Below are 21,256 nucleotides of genomic sequence, written 5' to 3' on the forward strand. Positions count from 1 at the left end.
TATCGATCCCGGCCCGCGCGACGCGATACAGCGACGGGTTACCCAACGTGATGGGCTGGTAGGCCATCGACTGTCCGTAATGGCTGGCGAGCCGCCGACGCGTCGTCGGGCCGAGCGTGATCCCGCCGGTAATTCCGGATTATTCCCAAGCGGCCAATCCTGTGGACACCTGGCCCCACGTTTGCCGACACCCGCGTTAGCCTGGAAGGACACCCGGGGAGGAACCGGGCCATCCAATCCGGAGGCATCCATGAGCGCCCGACGCAACCGGTCATCGGCCGATTCGTTGCCCGCTAACAGCGAGGGGAAGCCCAAACGGTCGGCGCGCGCGTTGGCCAGCATCATCGAGCGCAGCTCCCGCATCCAGGGGCCCGCCGCGGCCGCCTACGTCGAAAGGCTGCGCCGTGCGGACCCCGAGGCCGGTCCGGGCGCGGTCGTCGCCAAGCTCGAGAAGCGTTACGTGGCCGCGGTCACGGCTAGCGGAGCGGCGGTCGGCTCGACTGCGGTGCTGCCAGGGCTGGGCACGCTGGCCGCGCTCTCCGCGGCCGCCGGCGAGACCGCGGTGTTCCTCGAGGCGACGGCGTTCTACGCGCTGGCAATCGCCTCGGTGTACGGAGTTGCGACCGACGAGCGGGAACGCCGACGAGCACTGGTGCTGTCGGTGCTGGTCGGCGACGACAGCAAGCAGGCGATGACCGAGCTGATCGGCGGCGGCCGCACCAGCGGAGCGTGGCTGTCCGAAGGTGTAGCGTCGCTGCCGATGCCGGCCTTGGCCCAGCTGAACTCTCGGCTGCTCAAGCGCGCCGTGCGACGGTTCACGCTGCGCCGCAGCGCGCTGCTGTTCGGCAAGGTCCTGCCAGTCGGCGTCGGCGCCGTGATCGGCGCGATCGGCAACCGGCTGGCGGGCAAGAAGATCGTGCGCAACGCCCGCAAGGCGTTCGGGACGCCGCCGGCTAAGTGGCCGGTGACACTGCACCTGTTGCCCACGGTTTCCGACGCCGGCTGAGCGCGCGGTAACGGCAAACCCGAGCCCGACGAAGTCACATGGCGGAACGGCGGCGAAGGGTTAGCCTTTATGACGGGGCCTGCCGAAGCCGCACGTCCGGGCAAGTAACGCGCACGAGAAGAGGAATCGAGGCGAGCAGCTGCTGTGAGCAGTATCAGTTCACCCTTCGGCCAGAACGAGTGGCTGGTCGAGGAGATGTACCGCAAGTACCGCGACGACCCCTCTTCGGTCGACCCGAGCTGGCACGAGTTCTTAGCCGACTACAACCCCGAGTCGACGAATGAAACTCCGGCCGAAGTGAAGCCGGCCGCGCCGCCGCCCGCTACTTCCCCGCAACCGCCCGCTGCTCCCCCGCAACCGACCCCCGCCGTCGCCACGGCCGCGTCCGGCAACGGCGCACGCACCACTGCACAGCCGGCCCCGCAGGCTCCGGCGCCCAAGCCGTCCGGGCCACCGCCCGCCGAAGGCGACGAGCTTCAGGTGCTGCGCGGCGCGGCCGCCGCCGTGGTCAAGAACATGTCGCAGTCGCTCGACCTGCCCACGGCGACCAGCGTTCGGGCCATCCCGGCCAAGCTGATGATCGACAACCGCGTCGTGATCAACAATCAGCTCAAACGCACCCGCGGCGGCAAGGTGTCGTTCACCCACATCCTGGGCTACGCGCTGGTCCAGGCACTCAAGAGCTTCCCGAACATGAACCGGCACTATGCCGAGATCGACGGCAAACCCAACGCGGTCACGCCGGCGCACATCAACTTGGGCTTGGCGATCGACCTGCAGGGCAAGGACGGCAAGCGGGCACTGGTCGTCGCGGGCATCAAGCGTTGCGAGACAATGACATTCGGCCAGTTCGTCGCGGCCTATGAGGACATCGTTCGACGCGCCCGTGACGGCAAGCTGACCGCCGAAGACTTTGCTGGCGTGACGATTTCGCTGACGAACCCCGGCACCATCGGCACCGTGCACTCGGTGCCGCGGCTGATGGCGGGTCAGGGCGCGATCATCGGCGTGGGCGCCATGGAATATCCCGCCGAATTCCAGGGCGCCAGCCCGGAGCGCATCGCCGAGTTGGGCGTCGGGAAACTCATCACGCTCACCTCGACCTACGACCACCGCATCATCCAGGGCGCGGAATCGGGCGACTTCCTGCGCACCATCCACGAACTGATCCTTTCCGACGACTTCTGGGACGACCTGTTCCGCGAGATGGGCGTGCCGTACCTGCCGATCCGGTGGAGCACCGACAACCCCGACTCGATCGTCGACAAGAACGCCCGCGTTATGGAGTTGATCGCGGCGTACCGCAACCGCGGCCACCTGATGGCCGACATCGACCCGCTCGGGTTGGACAAGACCAGGTTCCGCAGCCACCCCGACCTCGAGGTGCAGACCCACGGGCTGACGCTGTGGGACCTCGATCGGGTGTTCAAGGTCAACGGTTTCGGCGGCTGGGACTACCGCAAGCTGCGCGATATCCTCGGGCTGCTGCGCGACGCCTACTGCCGGCACATCGGTGTCGAGTACACCCACATCCTCGACCCCGAGCAGCTGGCCTGGCTCGAAGAGCGGGTCGAGACCAAGCATGTCAAGCCGACGGTGGCGCAGCAGAAGTACATCTTGAGTAAGCTCAACGCGGCCGAGGCGTTCGAGACGTTCTTGCAGACGAAATACGTTGGCCAGAAGCGGTTCTCACTTGAAGGCGCGGAAAGCACCATCCCGCTGATGGACGCCGCGATCGACCAGTGCGCCGAGCACGGGCTCGACGAAGTAGTGATCGGCATGCCGCACCGCGGCCGGCTCAACGTGTTGGCCAACATCGTCGGTAAGCCCTATTCGCAGATCTTCAGCGAGTTCGAGGGCAACCTGAATCCCGCCCAGGCCCACGGCTCCGGCGACGTGAAATACCACCTGGGCGCCACCGGTGTGTATCTACAGATGTTCGGCGACAACGACATTCAGGTCTCTCTGACGGCGAACCCGTCGCACCTCGAAGCGGTGGACCCGGTGCTGGAGGGCTTGGTCCGCGCCAAGCAGGACCTGCTGGACAAGGGCGAGGGCGAACGCGGCAACTCGGTGGTGCCGATGATGCTGCACGGTGACGCCGCCTTCGCCGGCCAGGGAGTGGTCGCCGAGACGCTGAACCTGGCCAAGCTTCCCGGCTACCGGGTCGGGGGCACGATCCACATCATCGTCAACAACCAGATCGGTTTCACCACCGCGCCGGAGTATTCGCGGTCCAGCGAGTACTGCACCGATGTCGCGAAAATGATTGGCGCGCCGATCTTCCACGTCAACGGTGACGATCCCGAGGCGTGCGTCTGGGTCGCGAGGCTGGCCGTCGACTTCCGCCAGAAATTCAAGAAGGACGTCATCATCGACATGCTGTGCTACCGCCGCCGCGGGCACAACGAGGGCGACGATCCGTCGATGACGAACCCGTACATGTACGACGTCGTCGACGTCAAGCGCGGCGTCCGTAAGACCTACACCGAAGCGCTCATCGGTCGCGGCGACATTTCGATGAAAGAGGCCGAGGACGCACTGCGCGACTATCAGGGCCAGCTCGAGCGGGTCTTCAACGACGTCCGCGAATTAGAGAAGCACGGTGTGCAGCCGAGCATGTCGGTGGAGGCCAACCAGATGCTGGCCGCCGGTCTGGACACCGCGGTGGACAAGGCACTGCTGGCCCGCATTGGTGACGCATTCCTCGCTCTGCCAGAGGGATTCGCCGCGCACCCACGTGTCACGCCGGTGCTGGAAAGGCGCCGCGAGATGGCCTACGAGGGCAAGATCGACTGGGCCTTCGGTGAGTTGCTGGCGCTGGGTTCGCTGGTCGCCGAGGGGAAGTTGGTCCGGCTGTCCGGCCAGGACACTCGTCGCGGGACGTTCTCCCAACGGCATTCGGTGATCATCGACCGACACACCGGCGCGGAGTTCACCCCACTGCAGTTGCTGACGGTCGACAAGGAGGGCAACCCGACCGGCGGCAAATTCATGGTGTTCGACTCGCCGCTCTCGGAGTACGCCGCAGTCGGATTCGAATACGGTTACACGGTCGGCAACCCCGATGCTTTGGTGTTGTGGGAGGGCCAGTTCGGCGACTTCGTCAACGGAGCGCAGTCGATCATCGACGAGTTCATCAGCTCCGGCGAAGCCAAGTGGGGCCAGCTGTCCAGTGTGGTGCTGTTGCTGCCACACGGTCACGAAGGCCAAGGGCCCGACCACACCTCCGGTCGCATCGAGCGCTTCCTGCAGCTGTGGGCGGAGGGCTCGATGACGATCGCGGTGCCCTCGACGCCGGCCAACTACTTCCACCTGCTGCGCCGTCACGCCCTCGATGGTGTGCAGCGCCCGCTGATCGTGTTCACCCCGAAGTCGATGCTGCGCAACAAGGCCGCGGTGAGCGACATCAAGGAATTCACCGAGGATCGATTCCACTCGGTGCTCGAGGAGCCCACCTACTCCGAGGGCATTGGTGATCGCGGCAAGGCGACGCGAATGTTGTTGACCAGCGGCAAGCTTTACTACGAGCTGGCCGCTCGTAAGGCCAAGGAAAACCGCGACGACGTCGCGATCGTGCGTATCGAGCAGCTGGCGCCGCTGCCCTTCCACCGGCTTCAGGAAACGCTGGACCGCTACGAAAACGTCAACCAGTATTTCTGGGTGCAGGAAGAGCCGGCCAACCAGGGCGCCTGGCCGCGTTTCGGCCTGGAGCTCCCCGAGCTGTTCCCGGACAGACTGGTTGGCATCAAACGGATTTCACGCCGCGCCATGTCGGCGCCCTCGTCGGGCTCGTCGAAAGTGCACGCCGTCGAGCAACAGGAGATCCTGGACGAGGCGTTCGGCTGAGTTTCTCGTGCTCGTCAGGGGCACATGAACGCGAAAGGCGGGCACACGAAAGTGCCCGGGGGAAGCGGCCCCTCCCGGTATCCGCCACCGTCCAGCACCGAGATTTGGTGAAACTCGTGACACACGTTCGTGTCCCACGTCTTGGCCAAATCCTGGACCTGCGAATACACCGGGTCGCCGGGACACCACGTACCGTGGCAAACCGGGTCGCACCTGACGTCGGCCCGCGCTGTGCCGGCCACCGGGCCCAACACCGCGAGCCCCATGGCTCCGAGCGCAGCGACCGTCGTCGACAACGTGGCCGCCGCCACCCCTCGCATCTTCTGAACAATGCTCATGAGTCCTCGTTCGTTGTAGCTGCGTTGCGAGCGCGAACATTCGCGCCAAACAAGTGCAACGCTGCCGGGAAGCGAAGGACCGGAATCCCGCTAACTCATAGCAAATTCATTACCGCCTAGCGGCGCAGCGACCGCTGAGCGGTGGCCAGCGGCGCGGTGGCGTCGCTTTCGACCGGCCGCTTGGCGGGCGGTACCGCGGGACGCCGTCCGGTCCGCGGCGGGCGCGAGGCGACGTTCATCGGCCACCAGAACCAACGTCCCAGCATCGCGGCGATCGAGGGCATCAGGAACGACCGCACCACCAGCGTGTCGAACAGCAGGCCCAGACCGATCGTCGTGCCGACCTGTCCGACCGCGCGGTTGTCGCTGACCATCATCGAGGCCATGGTGAAGGCGAACACCAGGCCGGCGGCCGTCACGACTCGACCGGTGCCACCCATCGCCCGGATGATGCCGGTCTTGAGCCCGGCGCCGATCTCCTCTTTGAATCGCGCGACCAGCAGCAGGTTGTAGTCGGAGCCGACCGCCAACAGGATGATCACCGACATCACCATCACCAGCCAGTGCAGCTTGACCCCGATGATGTACTGCCACAACAGGACTGACATGCCGAACGAGGCGCCGAGTGACAGTGCGACGGTGCCGACGATCACCAACGCGGCCACCAGGCTGCGGGTGATCAGCAGCATGATGATGAAGATCATGCACAGCGACGAGATGCCGGCGATCATGAAGTCGTAGTGCGAGGCTTCCCGCAGATCCTTGAAAGTCGCTGCGGTGCCGGAAATATAGACCTTGGCGTCCTCCAGCGCGGTGCCCTTGAGCGACTCGTAGGCGGCTGTCCGGATCGCGTCGATGCGCGACATGCCTTCATTCGTCGCGGGATCGCCCTTGTGCGAGATGATGAATCGGGCGGCCTTGCCGTCGGGTGAGATGAACAGCTTCTCGACTCGCTGGAAGTCCGGGTTGGCAAACACCTCATGCGGGAGATAGAACGAGTCGCCGGTCTTCGCGGCGTCGAAGTCCTTACCCATCGCGGTCGCGTCGTCGCTGAGTTCGTTTGCCTGGTCGAAGATTCCGGACGCGGTGCTGTGCAGCGTCAGCACCATGGTCCGCAGGCTGCGCATGGTCTCGATCTGGGCCGGAATCAGGGCGACCAGCTGGGGCACGACGGTGTCGACGCTGTCGACGTCCTTGGTCAGCTCTTCGAGCTTCTGGCTGAGCTTGTCCACCCCGTCGGTGGCGTTGTACGCCGACCGGATGCCCCAGCACAGCGGAATGTTGAAGCAGTGCTGCTCGGCGTAGAAGTAGCTGCGCAGCGGACGGAACGTGTCGTCGAAATCGGCGATGTCGTCTCGCACTTCGTTGGTGATGGCCAGGGTGTCTTTGGTGACCCCGGCGATGTGATGCGTGGTGCCCACCATCTGGTTCATCAAGGCGTTGACTTTTTCCAGCGACTTGATGGTTCCGCCCAGTTGGTCGGCCAGCTTGGCCATGTCATCCAGCCGACCCTTGGCCACCTGCAGGTTCTGCAACTGCCCGGCGTTCTGCATGCTGAGCAGGAACGGGATCGACGTGTGCTCCAGCGGCGTCCCCTGTGGCCGGGTGACGCTCTGTACCCGGGCGATGCCCTCGACCCCGAAGATTCGCTTGGCGAGTCTGTCCAAGACCAGGAAGTCCGCGGAATTGCGCAGGTCGTGATCGGACTCGATCATCAAGACTTCCGGCAGCATCCGCGCTTGCGAGAAATGCCGCTCCGCTGCGGCCATCCCGATGTTTCCCGGAGTGTCCTTGGGGATGTAGTCGCGGTCGACGTAGCTCACCTTGTAGCCCGGCAGCGCCAGCAGACCGACCATCGTGACCGCACAGGTCGCGGCGAAAATCGGTGCGGGCCAACGCACCACCGCGGTGCCGACCCGTCGCCAGCCGCGGACACTGTGCAGACGCTTGGGTTCCAGCAGACCGAAACGGCTACCGACACTGATGACCGCGGGAATCAGCGTCAAGGCCACCGCGACCGCGACCAGCATGCCGATCGCACACGGCGCACCCAGCGTCTGGAACACCGGCAACCGGGCGAAGCTAAGGCAGTAAGTGGCACCGGCGATGGTGATGCCGGACGCCAGAACAACGTGGGCCACACCGCGGTAGGCGGTGAGGTAGGCGGAACTGCGGTCCTCGCCGTTGTGGCGGGCCTCGTGGTAGCGCCCGATGAAGAAGATGCCGTAGTCGGTGCCCGCCGCGATCGCGAGCGAGACCAGCATGTTGGTGGCAAACGTCGACAACTTGACAACGTCATGCAGCGCGAGGAACGCGACAATGCCTCGGGCGGCACCCAATTCGATGCCGACCATCACCAGCAGCAGGGCCACCGTGATGAAAGAGCGGTAGACGAATAGCAACATCACGAAGATCACCGCGACGGTGGTCACCAGAATCTTCACGACGGTCTTGTCGCCGCTCGTCAGGCCATCCGCCGCCACCGCGGCCGGACCGGTGACATACGCCTTGACCCCCGGCGGCGCGGGAACGCTGTCGACGATCTTCCGGACGTTGGCGACCGAGGTGTTGGCCGACGTCTCTCCTTGATTGCCAACGAGATTCAACTGAACATAGGCGGCCTTGCCGTCGGAACTCTCCGCGCCCGCGGCGGTCAGCGGGTCACCCCAGAAGTCCTGGATGTGCTGGACATCCTTCGGGTCAGCCTTCAGCCGATCGATGATCTGTTGGTAGTAGTGGTGCGCGTCGTCGCCGAGTTGATTGGTGCCCTCGATGACGATCATCGCCATGGCGTCGGAGTCCGACTCCTTGAAGTCTTTCCCGATGCGGGCCGCGGCGCGCACCGACGGGGCGTCCTTGGTACCCAGTGACACGGCGTGCTCGCGAGCGACCTGCTCGAGCGACGGCACAGCGACCGTCACGATCACCGTGATCGCCAGCCAGCCGAGGATGACGGGCACCGCTAGCCGACGCACCACCCGCGCGACAAACGTCCCCGCGGCATGCTCGTGCCGAAGGTGGTGGCTGGTCATGCGCCCTTCACCCGGCAAGACGTCAACGCGTTCACTTCGTTCGAGATCCTCTCGGCCCTGACGTGTCCGTCCACGACGATCCGGCAGCCAATGCTGTTGGTGTCACCCTGCGCCACAACGTTGCCCACGACGGCTGGACTGTTTGTCGTGAGTTGTATAGAACACGGTAATCGTGCCCCATCGACTCGGCGAGGGTTGGAGTGCACATCAAAGTAGCTGATGTCGGCGACGCTGCCCACCGGACGCAAGACGCCGTGCACCACTGACTTCTTCGTCAGCGCGAACGACATCCCCTTGCCCGTCCCGAACGCCTGTGGCGTTTCGATACGTAAGCGACCAGTGGGACGAGTAAACCACGCTGCGCAGACGAAGCATCAGGGGTTTTTTCCATGCTTTATCTAAGAATTGACATTCGTAATTATTTGGGCGCTGACCTGGCTCGATAGCGCCAAAATGGCATTTTTCTGGCAACGTGTTTTAGTCGGTAACCGACCGCATTGCGACGTTGATTCGCACCGCTTTTCAGGGCCGCGAGTTTGCGACAGATAAAGCCTGCGACGGCTCGGCCGTCGCGGTACCCGGCGTTTGCGTCCCGGCGCGCGGCGGTCGCCTCGAAACGTGCCCAGTTGCACGCTGTCGCACAATCAGTGTGCGGACCTGCGGTTTCCGCGCACGCCCCCGCTCGACGGCGCCAGCCGTGTTGCCCGGTGTCCGCGCGCGTCTGTCATACTTCCGCGATGGCCACCGCGAACCGCCTGACCCGACGCCCGCTAGTCCACCGACTGGTGATAAACCCCTTTGTCTTTCGTTTGATATTCACGTCATTCGCCACCACACGGTTCGCCTCGCAAACCAAGCTGCTGGGCGGCGACGACTGGCTGTTCTTCAACTACGGATACGAAGAAGACCCGCCGATGGGTATTCCGCTCGACCCGGAAGACGAACCCCACCGTTACTTCATTCAGCTTTATCACCGCACCGCGACCCAGGTCGACCTCGCCGGCAAGAAGGTGCTGGAGTGCAGCTGCGGCCACGGTGGTGGCGCCTCGTATCTGGTACGCACCCAGCACCCCGCCTCCTACACCGGGCTGGACCTCAACCCGGCTGGCATCGAGTTCGCCAAGAACCGCCACCACCTGGCCAACCTCGAATTCGTCGAGGGCAACGCCCAGGCGCTGCCGTTCGCGGACGAGTCGTTCGACGCGCTGGTCAACGTCGAGGCCTCGCATCTCTACCCCGATGTCCCCAAGTTCCTCAGCGAAGTGAAGCGCGTGCTCAAGCAGGGCGGGCATTTCCTCTATACCGACTTTCGTCCTCGTTCCGAGGTCGCCGAGTGGGAGTCCCACCTGGCCAACTCCGGGCTACGGCAGATCTCGATGTCGGTCATCGACCAGAACGTGCTGCGCGGCAACGAGAAGAACACCCCGCGCAAGCAGGAGCGGATCAGCCAGCACCACGGTTCGGCCGTCAGCCGCACCTTCGCGCGCTACGCCAGCGACATGACCGACTGGGCCTTCAACGGCGCGCTGCGCGGCAGCGAGTACACCTATCGCGTGTATCTGTTCACCAAGGACTGATCACCCGCCGGTACGCTGAAATGTGCTGGTAGAGAACTAGAAGGGGGGCGACATGGCAACGGAGACGACCGACCCGGTGCGGCTGCCGCCCGCGCTGCGGTTGCCCAAGCTCGTCACAAGCGTGCTGTTCCTGACGTCGCTGCAGTATTCGGTGGCACCGTGGCTGAGCAAGCACTACGGCGGGCCGTTCACGATCAACCTGCCGATCTTCGGGAAGACGATTGTCATCCACGACCGCGACATCGTCAAAGAGGTGTACAGCACCAGTTTCGACCTGATCGAACGCCCGACGAAGGTGCTCGGACAGGCGTTCGGTCCCGGCTCCACCTTCAGCTTGCTCGGCAAGGAGCACTCGGAGCGGCGAAAGCTGGTGCTGCCCAACTTCTCCGGCAAGAAGGTGAAGAACTACGAGCAGCTCGTCGAAGACGAGGTGCTACGCGAAACCGCGAACTGGCCGGAGGGCGAGGAGTTCGAAACCCTGGAATCGATGACGCGGCTGACGCTCAACGCGATCATGCGGGCCACCTTCGGGGAACGAGCCGACGCCCTGGATGAGCTCAAGGCTGTTATCCCGTCGCTGATCACGCTGGGCTCGCTGATGCAGCGGATGCCGCTGTTCGTACGGCGCGAGTACGGCTCGTGGAGTCCCGGCAGCAAGCTGGCCGCATTTCGCCGTCGCTTCGACGCGGTGATCGACGAACTCCTCGCCGAAGCCCGTGTGGATCCGTCGCTGACCGATCGCACCGACATGCTCGCGCTGCTGATGCAGGCCCGCTACGAGGACGGCTCGCCGATCTCCGATCGCCACATTGCCGACGAGCTACTCACCCTGGTCGCTGCCGGTCACGAGACCACGGCGTCCCAATTGGCTTGGGCCATCGAGCGTTTACGCCGCAACCCCGACGTGATGAGACGGCTCACCGAAGAGATCGACGCCGGCGGATCGGATCTGCGGCAGGCCACGATCTACGAAATCCAGCGTGTCCGGCCCACCATCGCGGCATCGCTGCGCACCACCAAGACCCGGGTGCGGGTCGGCGAGTGGGTGCTTCCGCCCGACACCGCGGTGATGATCGATTTCCAGCTGGCCCACGAATCCGACGTCAACTACGACGATCCGGAAGCGTTCAACCCGGACCGGTTCCTCGGCGGGCCGCCGCCGTCCTTCCGCTGGGTCCCCTTCGGAGGCGGCATAAACCGTTGTGTCGGAGCGGCTTTCGCGCACATGGAGATGGATGTCACGCTGCGGACGCTGTTCCGTGAGTTTCGCTTCACCCCGACCGATGCCCCGGACGAGAGCCGCAACTTCCGTGGCGTGGCGATCGCGCCGGGCAAGGGCGCACGCGCGGTGGTCTACCGGCGCAGCAATGCCGAGCGGGCCAGTCGCGACTCCGTGTCGGTCGCCGACCACGGCAGCTGACTCCAACGCTGGCCTGGCATACTTCCCGGCATGCCTACGACTAAGGAACGCGTCACCGACATCGGCTACCGCGGCTACAAGGCCTTCATGAACAAGGTCTGGTACCCGTTCCTCACCCGTCGGCTCAACACCGAAGACGTCACCTTCCTCAACTACGGCTACGAGGGCGACCCACCGCTGAACCTGCCGCTTGACGACGCCGACGCGGCCACTCGTTACTCGACCAACCTGTACAACCAGGTTGCCTCGCAGATCGACCTGACCGGCAAAAAGGTGCTTGAGTGCAGCTGCGGCCACGGCGGCGGCGCGTCATACATCATGCGCACCTTCAAACCGGCCGAGTACATCGGCCTGGACTACAACCCGGACGGCGTGGCCTACTGCAACGCGCACCACAAGCTGCCCGGTCTGAGCTTCGTGCACGGCAACGCCGAAGATCTGCCGTTCCCCGACAACAGCTTTGACGCAATCGTCAACGTCGAGGCGTCGCACGCCTACCCCAACCTGGACAAATTCCTGTCCGAGGTGAACCGCGTGCTGAAGCCGGGCGGCAGCCTGCTCTACGCCGATTTCCGCGGCCGGGCCGAGTTCCCGGTCTGGGAAGCCGCCCTCGACGCGATGCCGCTGCGTCAGGTGTCGATGCGGGTAATCAACGACGGCGTGATCCGGTCACTGGACGCCAGCGCACAGCAAAAACTCGACTTGATCAGCGCGCAGTTGCCGAAATGGTTCCGGCCGTTCGGCCGTCACTTTGCCGGCGTGCCCGGCACCGGCATCTACAACGTGATCGAAAGCGGCGGCGCGGAATACCGCATCTACCACTTCATCAAGGACTGATCGCCGCTCAGGCGATGGCGTAGTCCGACATCGGGAAGGTTTCCTGCTCCTTGACGGCGCTGCGCACCGAGGTCGGGCGGAACAGCGGCGCCTCGCCCTTGCCGGTGTGGTTGCGGAACCAGTAGGACCGCGAGCCGACGCAGTTGCCGAGCTCGAACGCCGAGTCCTTCATCAGCGTGGTCATCCGCTCGAGGAAGCGGGCATTGGCGTCCTCGGTGACCTCGAACGTCCGGGCATCACGCCGCTGCATCTCACCGAACAGCCGTTCCATGTGCTTCATCTGGTACTCGACGGTGTTGAACCACGACAGGCCCACCCAGGCGTAGGGGCTCGCCATCGACAGGAAGTTCGGGAAACCTGGCATCGAGATGCCCTGGTAGGCCTGGAATTGCGTTTCGCGCCACCACTTTCCGAGGTTTTTGCCGTCGCGGCCGATCACTTCGATCGCCGGCAGGTTGGCCTCCCAGACGTCGAATCCGGTTGCCAGGACCAGGGTGTCGATCAGCCGCTTGGTGCCGTCGCGGGCGACGATGCCGTCGGGCTCGATCCGCTCGATGCCGTTGGTCTCCAGGTGCACATTGGGTTTGGTGAACGACTGGTAGAAGTCGTTGGAGATCGTGGGTCGCTTGCAACCGAAGTCGAAGTCGGGGTCCAGCTTGCGCGACAGCTCCCGGTTGCGCACTGACAACAGGCGATACAACCGCGAGAACTGCGAGATGCCTTTGTTGAAGAGCCTGAAGTACCGGAACTTCCACATGGTCAGGACCATCGAGAGTTCCAGGATCGCGTCGGTGTACCAGCGCAGGCCGCGCTGGGTCGCGGGGAACTTGGCGAACAGCCGCTGCACGGGCGGGAGGAACTTGACGTCGAATTTCGGTAGCACCCAGATCGGGGTGCGTTGATACACCGTCAACTCGGCGACGTCCTTCGCCAGCGCGGGAGCGACCTGGACGCCCGTGGAGCCGGTTCCGATGACCGCGGCGCGGCGCCCGACCGCGGAGAAGTCGTCATCCCATTGCGCGGTGTGCAGGATCCGGCCCGCGAAGGTCTCGATGCCGGGGATGTCCGGCATCTTGGGCTGGCACAGGAAGCCGGTGGCGGCAATCAGGAACTGCGTGGTCAACGTCTCGCCGCCGGCCAACGCCAGCCGCCACAGCTGGGCGTCCTCGTCCCACCGGGCACCCTCGACGCATACGTTGAACCGCATGAAACGCCGGACGTCGTACTTCTCGGCGACGTTGACGGCATAGCTCTTGAGCTCGGCGCCGGGTGCGTACATCCGCGACCAGTACGGGTTCGGCTCGAACCGGTAGGAAAAGGTCGGCGACGGTTGGTCGACCGAAAGACCGGGATAGTGGTTGACGTGCCAGGTTCCGCCCAGATCGTCTTCCCGGTCGACGATCAGAACGTTCTCGTATCCGAGGTTTTTCAGCTGGATCGCGGCGCCGATTCCGCCGAATCCCGCCCCGACGATGATCACATCGAACTGCTGGTCATCCATAACGAGAAACGGTACCTTGCGCTGCAGTGATGGGTGAAACGCCAGCGCCCGCACAGGGAAGGCCCCGCGGCTTCGTCGCCTTTTGATCGGAGCGTCAGCCAGCGGACGGAGCGTGTGTACTGTCTAATGAGATTTGGCTGTTCGAGGGGCACAACTTCGCTGATCGTGAGTCGGCCGGGGCTATCTATATAGACATGAGAATGAGGCCGTTCCGTGTTAGGTCTTTCACTCTCACCCGGTAGGCTCCAATCCCAACTGTGCCCATGGAGCGCATGTGCAGTAGAGCCGCATGCAGAGCTGTGCCGGAGGGAGGCCTCGGTTTGCCGGTCACGCTGGCGATTTTGTTGATCGTCGCGGGCGCCGTCCTTACGGTGAGCCTGCTCCTTCTGATCACTTTCTTCTGCGTGGCCAGGCGGCTGAAGCGCAACATGGATGTCAGCGATGACGCCGATTATGCAGCCACCCTGACCTCGCTCTCGGAAGCTTCGGTGCGTCACTTCAATCCCTACACCGACGTCGACTGGGAAGCGCCGATCTTCTCGGTGACCGAGAACGACTCGCGCTGGGTGCTCTCGGAGTTGGACCCGCTGGGAAGCCACCCCTGGTACCAGGCCCAACCGCTGGACAAGCAGATCGAGATCGGGATGTGGCGGCAAGCCAACATGGCCAAGGTCGGCACGCAGTTCGAGGGCATCTTGGTCCGCGGGCTCTTGCACTACGCGTTCTGGGTGCCCAACGGCTCCCCCGAATACCGCTACTGCGTGCACGAGTCGATCGAGGAATGCAGCCACAGCCTGATGTTCCAGGAAATCGTCAACCGCATCGGCGTGGATGTTCCGGGCATGCCGCGCTGGTTGCGGGTGCTGTCCCCGATCGTCCCGTTCTACGCCGGTCCCCTGCCCAACGCGTTCTTCTTCGGGGTGCTGGCCGGCGAGGTGCCCTTCGACTATCTGCAGACCAACCTGCTGCGCGAACCCGAGCCGCGATCGATCCACCCGATCATGCAGGACCTGATCGCGATCCACGTCGCCGAGGAGGCCCGGCACATCTCGTTTGCGCACGAATACTTGCACCGGCGTGTTCCGCGGCTGAACTGGCACACCCGGTTCTGGTTGTCGCTCTACGTGCCCGTCGTGATGCGGATGCTGGGCCAGGCGATGGTCGTGCCGTCGCGCAGGTTCTTCCGTCAGTTCGACATCCCGCGCTCGGTGCGCAAGGAGCTCTACTCCGGTAAGGGCGAGTCGCGGCAGACGCTGCGAGACATGTTCGGCGACATCCGCATGCTGTGCGACGACCTGGATCTGATGAACCCCTTCGCGTTGCTGATGTGGCGCCTGTGCCGAATCAACGGCCCCGCATCGCGTTATCGCAGTGAGCCACAGCGCGCCAACGTCCCAGCTTCGGTAAACGCAGCCTAAATCCCTTGTCGCGCAATTCATTACGAATTTCGCCGGTGTTTCATGATCACTTCTTGTTGCTAGGGCATGACTTTGGCGTGGGGCGACTGTTCCCAGTTGTACGAAAAAGGCATGCCAGAGCAAGCACAGCTGACACTGTGCGATACTTCCTGCATGGTTCGTAGCCCTTCATTGGACAACGTCGGCGCAAGTCTCGTCTACCGCATCGGTTCGACTGCGACGTACAAGAAGCTGTTCCGGTACTGGTACCCGCTGATGACCAAGCGCCTGCACAACCAGGACGACGTTCAGTTCCTGAACTGGGGTTATGAGGAGGAGCCGCCCCTGGGTCTGCCCCTCGACCCCGCCGACGAGCCCAACCGGTACAGCATCCAGCTCTACCACCAGTGCGCGACCCAGGACGGCTTCGACCTCGCCGGCAAGAAGGTGCTGGAGTGCAGCTCCGGGCACGGCGGTGGCGCCTCCTACTTGTCGCGCACGCTGAAGCCGGCGTCGTACACCGGCCTGGACTTCAATGCGGCCGGAGTCAAATTCTGCAACGAGCGGCACAAGGTCCCGGGCCTGAGCTTCGTACACGGTGATGCCGAAAACCTGCCGTTCCCGGACGAGTCGTTCGACGCGGTGATCAACGTCGAGGCCTCACACATCTACCCGCATTTCGACCGCTTCCTCAGTGAGGTGCGCCGGGTGCTGCGCCCAGGTGGGCACTTCCTGCACGTCGATTTCCGCAACCGGGACAACTTCGCCAACTGGGAGTCGGATCTGGCGAACTCGGGCCTGCGCCAGGTGTCGTCGCGGGTCATCAACGACGAGGTTCTGCGCGGCCTCAAGAAGAATTCGGCCCGCTCGAACGAGATCATCAACACCCGCCTTCCGGCGTTCTTGCGCAAATTCGGTCGGGAGTTCGCCGTCGTCGACGGTTCGTGGTTCTACAACGACCTGGAGCGCGGCGAAATCGATTACCGCGCATACCATCTCACCAAGGACTGACAATTTTGAAGGGCGATTGCCCTTGCGTCGGTAAGTCTTCACGAGAGGATTTATCCGCATGACGCTGGCTCGTAGGCTGCGGTTTCGCGCCAGCCTGATGAAGGTCGGTGTCGACGGGGCGCTCGGAGTGGCGAAGGACAAGGCCACCTCCTACGGCTACTCGTTGACCGGCCGAAAAACCGCGCCGCACACCGACTTCGACCCCTTTTCGGCCGAAGTCATGCACGATCCGTATCCGGGTTATCAGTCGTTGCTGAACGGCGACGACGTTCCGAATGTCTGGTACAACCGCAAACGCGGCATCTGGATCATCGCCGGCTACGACGATGTCCGAAAGGCGTTGCGCGACAACGAGGCGTTGTCGTCGGCCCAGAGCCAGAGCCGATTCCGGGTGTATCTGCCGTCGATGAACGCGGCCGATCCGCCGGCCCACACCCGGCTGCGCAAGTTCGTCTCCCGCGCGTTCACCGCCCGGGCGATGGCCGCCTGGCAGACGAACATCAACGAGGTCGCCGACGAACTCGTCGACAACGTGATCGCCGAACGCTACACCGAGGCCGTCAACGGCCTGGCCAAGCCGTTGCCCACCCGGTTGATAGCCCGGATGCTGGGCATCCCGCACCAGGACCAGCCGCAGTTCGTGGCGTGGTCGGACGACATGGTGGCGGGCGCCTTCGCGCCGCTGACCCCGCATGGCATCCGACTGTCCGCGCGGTCGGGCAGCGCGACCGCCGCGATGCGCCGCAGCCTCGACCCGCTGATCGCCCAGCGCCGCCTCAACCCCGGTGACGACCTGATTTCGATGATGACCCCGGCCGACGCGGACGACGTGCTCACCGACGACGAGATCTTCTGGAGCGCCGCCATGTTGATCGGCGCCGGCAGCGAAACGACGACCAACATGCTGTCGGGTCTGCTGCTGACCCTGGCTCAACGGCCCGACCTGTACGCACGGCTGCGGGCACACCCGGAACTGATCCCGGCGGCCGTCGAAGAGCAGCTCCGGATGGGCTCGCCGGTTCAGGGCTTCTACCGCACCGCGACGTGCGATTACACCGTGGGCGCCAACACGATTCCGGCCGGCGCCCGGGTGCTGCTGCTGTTCGCCGCAGCCAACCGCGACCCCCGCCACTACCCTGACCCGGACACCTTCGACCTCGATCGCAACCCGACCGACCACCTTGCCTTCGGCGGGGGCGTCCACTACTGCCTCGGCGTTCCCCTGACCCGGCTGGAGGGCGCCCGGGTGTTCTCCCAGCTGCTGCCCAGGGTCGAAGAGATTCGCCTGACGGGCCAGTATCGCTACCTCGACAACCCGACGATGCGGGGGCTGGAACACCTTCCGTTGGAGCTGGTTCCCGCCAAGGGGACGTAGCTCAGAGTCCGCGGGTGCTCAGCCAGCCGTCGATGCACTCGGCGACGGTCGCCCAACCCGGTTCGAGCATCATGTTGTGCCCCATGTCGGGAAAGAACTCCGCGGTAGTGCGGTAAGCGCGCGCGGTGGCCAGGACCTCTTTGCGGGTGTGCGCCCCGTCGTCTTCGGCGCCCAACACCAACATCGGTGTGCGCACGCGCTTGGGCCGGGGCAGTCGTAGCAGCAGGCAATCGATGCCGATACGTGAACTGTCCTCTTGTAACCGGGCGGCGTACTTGCGGACGTCGGCTTCCGGGGTGTGCGCGGAGAAAAATCGTTGACGGGCCAACCGCGGCGGATTGATGTAAGGCAGCGCCTTCCCGGTCACCGTCATCTTGAAGAAGTCCATCGGGCGATCCTTGATCCAGCGCAGCGCGTTTCCGAGGTTTCCCTGCGGCGGAATCGACGACATCAAAACCCCGGCCGGAGCGTCGTAGCGTTCCAGGTACTTCTGCACGATGAGCCCGCCCATCGAGTGACCGATGATCACCGGAGCGCTGGGCAGGTGCTCAGCAACGCTGTGAACGTCGTCGACGTAGTCGGCCACCGAGCAGGCCCGCAGCGGCTTATCGGTCGGGCTCTCACCGTGGCCTCGAAAGCTCAATGCCACTGCACGATAACCCTTGTCGGCGAAAAAGCTGAGAAAGTTCTCGTCCCAACACCACGCCGCATGCCAGGCTCCGTGGACAAAGAGCAGCGGGACGGGATGCGCCTCGCTCACACTGCCCTTCTCGATCACCTCTAGCACCGCGTTAGCCTATCTGTCCGCAATACCGGAACTCTGCAGTGTCCAAGAATCCGTATGTCTCCGTATGATTACCGCGTCGTTACGGGAGCTTCGTCCGAGCGCGCCAAGCGAGCAGTGGCAACAGCTGTTCGTGCGGCGCGAAACGACAACACGCCGCGACAAGTCGATTGACCCGGCCCGGCACGATGCGGCACTTACCCGCATCCAATCCGTCGATCGCGGCTCGTGCGACCTGGTCGGCGGATTTCCACATGAAACTCGGCAACGTGGCAGCCCGCTCTCCGGCGCCGAATCCGGCCACGTCGTCGAAGCCGGTGTTGACCGGTCCCGGGCACAACGCGCTTGCGACGACCCCGGTTCCGGTCAGCTCGCTACGCAAGCTTTCGGTGTAGGACAACACAAACGCCTTCGCCGCGCCGTACGCCGCATGCCCGGGCAGCGGGTAGAAGCCGGCCAACGACGACACATTCAGCACCGCGCCGGTGCCCCGCTCCACCATGCCGGGCAGGAATCTGCTGCACAGATCAACCACAGCCGTGACGTCAACCTCGATCAGGTTGAGTTGTTGCTCAGGAATCGATTTCGCGACCGGCGCGCGCTTCGCCAGGCCGGCGTTGTTGACCAGGATGTCGGCCGCGACGCCCAGTTCGGCGACGCGACCAAGAAGCGCGGCGCGCTCGTCGCGGCTCGATAGGTCGGCGGGCAGGACGTGCGCCTTGATGCTCAACTCGTCGGCGAGAGCCTGCAGGCGGTCGCCCCGCCGGGCGACCAACACTAGTTGATGGCCACGCCGGGCCAACTCGAGCGCGATGGCCGCACCGATACCCGACGATGCGCCGGTGACAACTGCCACTCGGTCTTCTGCAGGCGCCGGTAGGACCACGTCGACTGACCTTACCTTCGTTAGCGAACACGCCGACAGAAACGGGCAGACCGCACGTCGACATAACTCACAGCTGAGAACGTCTCAGATATAGGGGAAAGGTAGTAGTTTCTAAGTGCATCGGGGGATTTCTTATTGAATTGGAGTTCAATGGCGCATTGGAAAGCGCGCGGGCTTGGCCTTGGGTTGCTGGCGGGTGTCTGCGCCTTGAACGCCGCTCCGGCGTGGGCCGACGACGACGGCTACACCGCGCTGATTCTGGGACACGCGTTCCTGTCGCAGCCGGATGCGACGTACATGCAGGAAGTCATCGACACCTACGTCGACAATCCGGTGTCGTTTGGACAGCCGCAGTACAGCATTGCCGGCGATCCGGTCAGCGTGTACACGCCGGAGACCGACTACAACACGGGGCTGACGCAGGGAATCGCGGATCTCGACAAGCAGCTCCAACCATTGCTGCAAGCTGACCCCCACGCCAACCTGGTGGTGGCCGGCTATTCGATGAGTACCTCGGTGATCACCCAGGAGATGATCAACCTCGCCAACACCGCGGGCGGGGCACCCGACACCGACGGCTTGAAATTCGTGCTGGCCGAGGATCTGCAGAACCCGAACGGCGGGTATTTCACCCGTTTCCCGGACGCGTTCGCCGCAATGTTGCCGGCGACGCCCTCCGACACGCCCTACGAGACGACGATCTACAGCATCCAATACAGCGGCGCCTCGGACTTTCCGCAGTACTACGGCAACACCTGGGCTGACCTCAATGCGGCGAACGGATACGTCGACCTGCATCCATATCTGCTGCCGAACTGGCCTGCCTACTTCGACCCGTCCACCGTGGCGGACGCCGTCAAGGAGAACGTGAGCGACGGCTACGCGGGCAGCACCGAGTACTACCTGATTCCGACCCAGGATCTGCCGCTGCTGGATGGGCTACGGCTGATCCCGGGAGCGCCCAACGCCTACGCCGACCTGGTACAGCCCGATATGCGGGTGCTGGTCGACCTCGGCTACAACTACACCGGTGCTGCCGACGTCACCACCCCGGCCACCCTGGCCAATCCCGACATTGATTTCGCTGCGGTCAACGACTACTTGGAGGCCGGCGCCAACCAGGGCATGCTCGTCTCGCTGGTCGACCTTGGCCTGCTGCCACAGTCCGACCTCGCCGGCATCGCGGATCTGTACCCGTACGTGCCCGACCTGGAAGGCCTGATCGGCGGTGCGCTCAGCGACCCCGATGCGGCGGCGCTGGACTTGTCGCTGTCGTCCGCGGCGCTGGCCGATGCGTTGTCCGACTCGACGAACCCGTTCATCGTGGAATTCGGACAGTACATTCCGGGCATGGTCTCCAACCTTGCCGATTTCTACCAAATGCTGGCCGGCACGCTCGGCTAGCCGCACCCATTGACATCTCGAATTGCGCTGATCACCGGTGCCACCAGCGGCATCGGTGAAGCCACCGCATACCGGTTGCGCGACAACGGCTACACGGTGATCGCGACGGGCCGTAACCCGGACGCGCTGAACACCTTGCGCTCCAATGGATTACAGGCCGTCTCACTTGACGTCACCGATGAGGCGGCCGTGACGGCGATGGTCGATCAGGTCAACGCCGATCACGGCGGAGTCGACGTGCTGGTCAACAGCGCCGGCTATCCGCTGGCCCGGCCGCTCGAACAGGTCGAATTGACCGAATTGCGCGATCTTTTCGAGACGAACGTGGTTGCCACACTGCACTTGGCGCAAGCGGTCCTACCAGCGATGCGTGACCGCGGCTTCGGCAGGATCGTGACGATCGGCAGCACCGGAGGGCGGTTCGCCAGTCCGGGTGCCGGCGCTTACCACACGGTCAAGTACGCGGTCGAGGCGCTGTCGCTGTCGCTCAGTGCCGAGGTCGCGCCGTTCGGAGTCCGGGTGGTGCTCATCGATCCGACCGGAGTGCGAACACCGTTCGTGGCCAAGCAGTTCGAGGACGTGCACTCCTACCCTGACGACGACCCGTACGGGAAATTCAAGGTCCGGTACTCCGAGACCACGCGCCGGTTGGCCAGCACGCCGGGGGCGACGGTCGACGCCGACACGGTGGCCCGCGCGGTGGTCCGGGTGGTCAAGGCCCGAAACCCCAAGCCGCGCTACATCGTCGGCGCCTCGGGCAAGGCCTCGGTCTGGGCCGCAGCGCTGTTGACTGACCGGATGTGGGAGCGCGTGATGACCGCCGGGTTACGTTAGCCCGT

Annotated in this window: 15 protein-coding genes and 1 pseudogene; 10 read left to right on the forward strand and 6 right to left on the reverse strand. The window is 64.3% G+C overall.

Annotated elements, in window-relative coordinates; translation table 11 throughout:
- Window positions 1-250 precede the first annotated feature (250 nt).
- The gene (locus MKK62_RS01530; protein WP_240262725.1) at window positions 251-1,006 is read left to right on the forward strand and encodes a hypothetical protein; all 756 of its coding nucleotides are present in this window, start codon (window positions 251-253) and stop codon (window positions 1,004-1,006) included.
- Between the two features lie 144 nt (window positions 1,007-1,150).
- On the forward strand, window positions 1,151-4,855 hold the full coding sequence (locus tag MKK62_RS01535) for a multifunctional oxoglutarate decarboxylase/oxoglutarate dehydrogenase thiamine pyrophosphate-binding subunit/dihydrolipoyllysine-residue succinyltransferase subunit (RefSeq protein ID WP_240262724.1): 3,705 nt from the start codon (window positions 1,151-1,153) through the stop codon (window positions 4,853-4,855).
- Window positions 4,856-4,869: 14 nt separating this feature from the next.
- On the opposite strand, the gene MKK62_RS01540 is transcribed toward MKK62_RS01535, so the two are convergent.
- The 3 genes and pseudogenes from MKK62_RS01540 to MKK62_RS01550 form a co-directional block, all read right to left on the reverse strand.
- Window positions 4,870-5,193, reverse strand: a complete 324-nt coding sequence (locus MKK62_RS01540) for a hypothetical protein (protein WP_240262723.1) — start codon at window positions 5,191-5,193, stop codon at window positions 4,870-4,872.
- A 116-nt stretch (window positions 5,194-5,309) separates the two neighbouring features.
- Window positions 5,310-8,225: an MMPL/RND family transporter gene (locus tag MKK62_RS01545; RefSeq protein WP_240262722.1), complete on the reverse strand. Its 2,916-nt coding sequence runs from the start codon at window positions 8,223-8,225 to the stop codon at window positions 5,310-5,312.
- Window positions 8,222-8,470 (reverse strand): annotated as a pseudogene (locus MKK62_RS01550) (MmpS family transport accessory protein); the annotation flags it as partial. The pseudogene MKK62_RS01550 and the gene MKK62_RS01545, both read right to left, overlap by 4 nt.
- 492 nt (window positions 8,471-8,962) lie before the next feature.
- Here MKK62_RS01550 and MKK62_RS01555 point away from each other — a divergent pair.
- From MKK62_RS01555 to MKK62_RS01565, 3 genes are read left to right on the forward strand one after another with little or no spacing between them, the layout of a single operon-like run.
- Complete coding sequence (locus MKK62_RS01555; RefSeq protein WP_240262721.1) at window positions 8,963-9,802, forward strand: phthiotriol/phenolphthiotriol dimycocerosates methyltransferase; 840 nt, start codon at window positions 8,963-8,965, stop codon at window positions 9,800-9,802.
- A gap of 52 nt (window positions 9,803-9,854) precedes the next feature.
- On the forward strand, window positions 9,855-11,222 hold the full coding sequence (locus MKK62_RS01560; protein ID WP_240262720.1) for a cytochrome P450: 1,368 nt from the start codon (window positions 9,855-9,857) through the stop codon (window positions 11,220-11,222).
- Window positions 11,223-11,252: 30 nt separating this feature from the next.
- Window positions 11,253-12,059 (forward strand): phthiotriol/phenolphthiotriol dimycocerosates methyltransferase, encoded by an 807-nt coding sequence (locus MKK62_RS01565; RefSeq protein ID WP_240262719.1) that lies wholly within the window; start codon window positions 11,253-11,255, stop codon window positions 12,057-12,059.
- Between the two features lie 7 nt (window positions 12,060-12,066).
- Here MKK62_RS01565 and MKK62_RS01570 read toward each other — a convergent pair whose 3' ends face one another.
- Window positions 12,067-13,560 carry a flavin-containing monooxygenase gene (locus tag MKK62_RS01570; RefSeq protein WP_240262718.1) on the reverse strand — a complete coding sequence of 498 codons (1,494 nt, stop codon included), beginning with the start codon at window positions 13,558-13,560 and terminating at the stop codon, window positions 12,067-12,069.
- Window positions 13,561-13,988: 428 nt separating this feature from the next.
- On the opposite strand from MKK62_RS01570, the gene MKK62_RS01575 reads away from it, so the two are divergent.
- From MKK62_RS01575 to MKK62_RS01585, 3 genes are all read left to right on the forward strand, one after another.
- Window positions 13,989-14,978, forward strand: coding sequence for an AurF N-oxygenase family protein (locus tag MKK62_RS01575; protein WP_240263878.1), 990 nt, complete (start codon window positions 13,989-13,991; stop codon window positions 14,976-14,978).
- 153 nt (window positions 14,979-15,131) lie between these two features.
- Window positions 15,132-15,968, forward strand: a complete 837-nt coding sequence (locus tag MKK62_RS01580; RefSeq protein ID WP_240262717.1) for a phthiotriol/phenolphthiotriol dimycocerosates methyltransferase — start codon at window positions 15,132-15,134, stop codon at window positions 15,966-15,968.
- Window positions 15,969-16,026: 58 nt separating this feature from the next.
- Window positions 16,027-17,343, forward strand: a complete 1,317-nt coding sequence (locus tag MKK62_RS01585) for a cytochrome P450 (protein WP_240262716.1) — start codon at window positions 16,027-16,029, stop codon at window positions 17,341-17,343.
- A gap of 1 nt (window position 17,344) precedes the next feature.
- Here the strand turns inward: MKK62_RS01585 and MKK62_RS01590 are convergent, their stop codons facing one another.
- Together MKK62_RS01590 and MKK62_RS01595 are read right to left on the reverse strand one after the other, a co-directional pair.
- Window positions 17,345-18,130, reverse strand: a complete 786-nt coding sequence (locus MKK62_RS01590; RefSeq protein WP_240262715.1) for an alpha/beta hydrolase — start codon at window positions 18,128-18,130, stop codon at window positions 17,345-17,347.
- A 79-nt stretch (window positions 18,131-18,209) separates the two neighbouring features.
- Window positions 18,210-19,013 carry an SDR family NAD(P)-dependent oxidoreductase gene (locus MKK62_RS01595; RefSeq protein WP_240262714.1) on the reverse strand — a complete coding sequence of 268 codons (804 nt, stop codon included), beginning with the start codon at window positions 19,011-19,013 and terminating at the stop codon, window positions 18,210-18,212.
- Between the two features lie 150 nt (window positions 19,014-19,163).
- On the opposite strand from MKK62_RS01595, the gene MKK62_RS01600 reads away from it, so the two are divergent.
- Together MKK62_RS01600 and MKK62_RS01605 are read left to right on the forward strand one after the other, a co-directional pair.
- Window positions 19,164-20,417 carry a PE-PPE domain-containing protein gene (locus MKK62_RS01600; protein WP_240262713.1) on the forward strand — a complete coding sequence of 418 codons (1,254 nt, stop codon included), beginning with the start codon at window positions 19,164-19,166 and terminating at the stop codon, window positions 20,415-20,417.
- A gap of 9 nt (window positions 20,418-20,426) precedes the next feature.
- On the forward strand, window positions 20,427-21,251 hold the full coding sequence (locus MKK62_RS01605; protein WP_240262712.1) for an SDR family oxidoreductase: 825 nt from the start codon (window positions 20,427-20,429) through the stop codon (window positions 21,249-21,251).
- Window positions 21,252-21,256 lie beyond the last annotated feature (5 nt).

It is taken from the genome of Mycobacterium paraterrae (assembly GCF_022430545.2).
Taxonomy (GTDB): Bacteria; Actinomycetota; Actinomycetes; order Mycobacteriales; family Mycobacteriaceae; genus Mycobacterium; species Mycobacterium paraterrae.

Bases quoted from the DNA above. Each gene is read 5' to 3' on its own strand.
- MKK62_RS01530 (WP_240262725.1), top strand. From the start codon at position 251: ATGAGCGCCCGACGCAACCGGTCATCGGCCGATTCGTTGCCCGCTAAC.
- MKK62_RS01540 (WP_240262723.1), bottom strand. From the start codon at position 5,193: ATGAGCATTGTTCAGAAGATGCGAGGGGTGGCGGCGGCCACGTTGTCG.
- MKK62_RS01545 (WP_240262722.1), bottom strand. From the start codon at position 8,225: ATGACCAGCCACCACCTTCGGCACGAGCATGCCGCGGGGACGTTTGTC.
- MKK62_RS01555 (WP_240262721.1), top strand. From the start codon at position 8,963: ATGGCCACCGCGAACCGCCTGACCCGACGCCCGCTAGTCCACCGACTG.
- MKK62_RS01560 (WP_240262720.1), top strand. From the start codon at position 9,855: ATGGCAACGGAGACGACCGACCCGGTGCGGCTGCCGCCCGCGCTGCGG.
- MKK62_RS01565 (WP_240262719.1), top strand. From the start codon at position 11,253: ATGCCTACGACTAAGGAACGCGTCACCGACATCGGCTACCGCGGCTAC.
- MKK62_RS01570 (WP_240262718.1), bottom strand. From the start codon at position 13,560: ATGGATGACCAGCAGTTCGATGTGATCATCGTCGGGGCGGGATTCGGC.
- MKK62_RS01575 (WP_240263878.1), top strand. From the start codon at position 13,989: ATGGATGTCAGCGATGACGCCGATTATGCAGCCACCCTGACCTCGCTC.
- MKK62_RS01580 (WP_240262717.1), top strand. From the start codon at position 15,132: ATGGTTCGTAGCCCTTCATTGGACAACGTCGGCGCAAGTCTCGTCTAC.
- MKK62_RS01585 (WP_240262716.1), top strand. From the start codon at position 16,027: ATGACGCTGGCTCGTAGGCTGCGGTTTCGCGCCAGCCTGATGAAGGTC.
- MKK62_RS01600 (WP_240262713.1), top strand. From the start codon at position 19,164: ATGGCGCATTGGAAAGCGCGCGGGCTTGGCCTTGGGTTGCTGGCGGGT.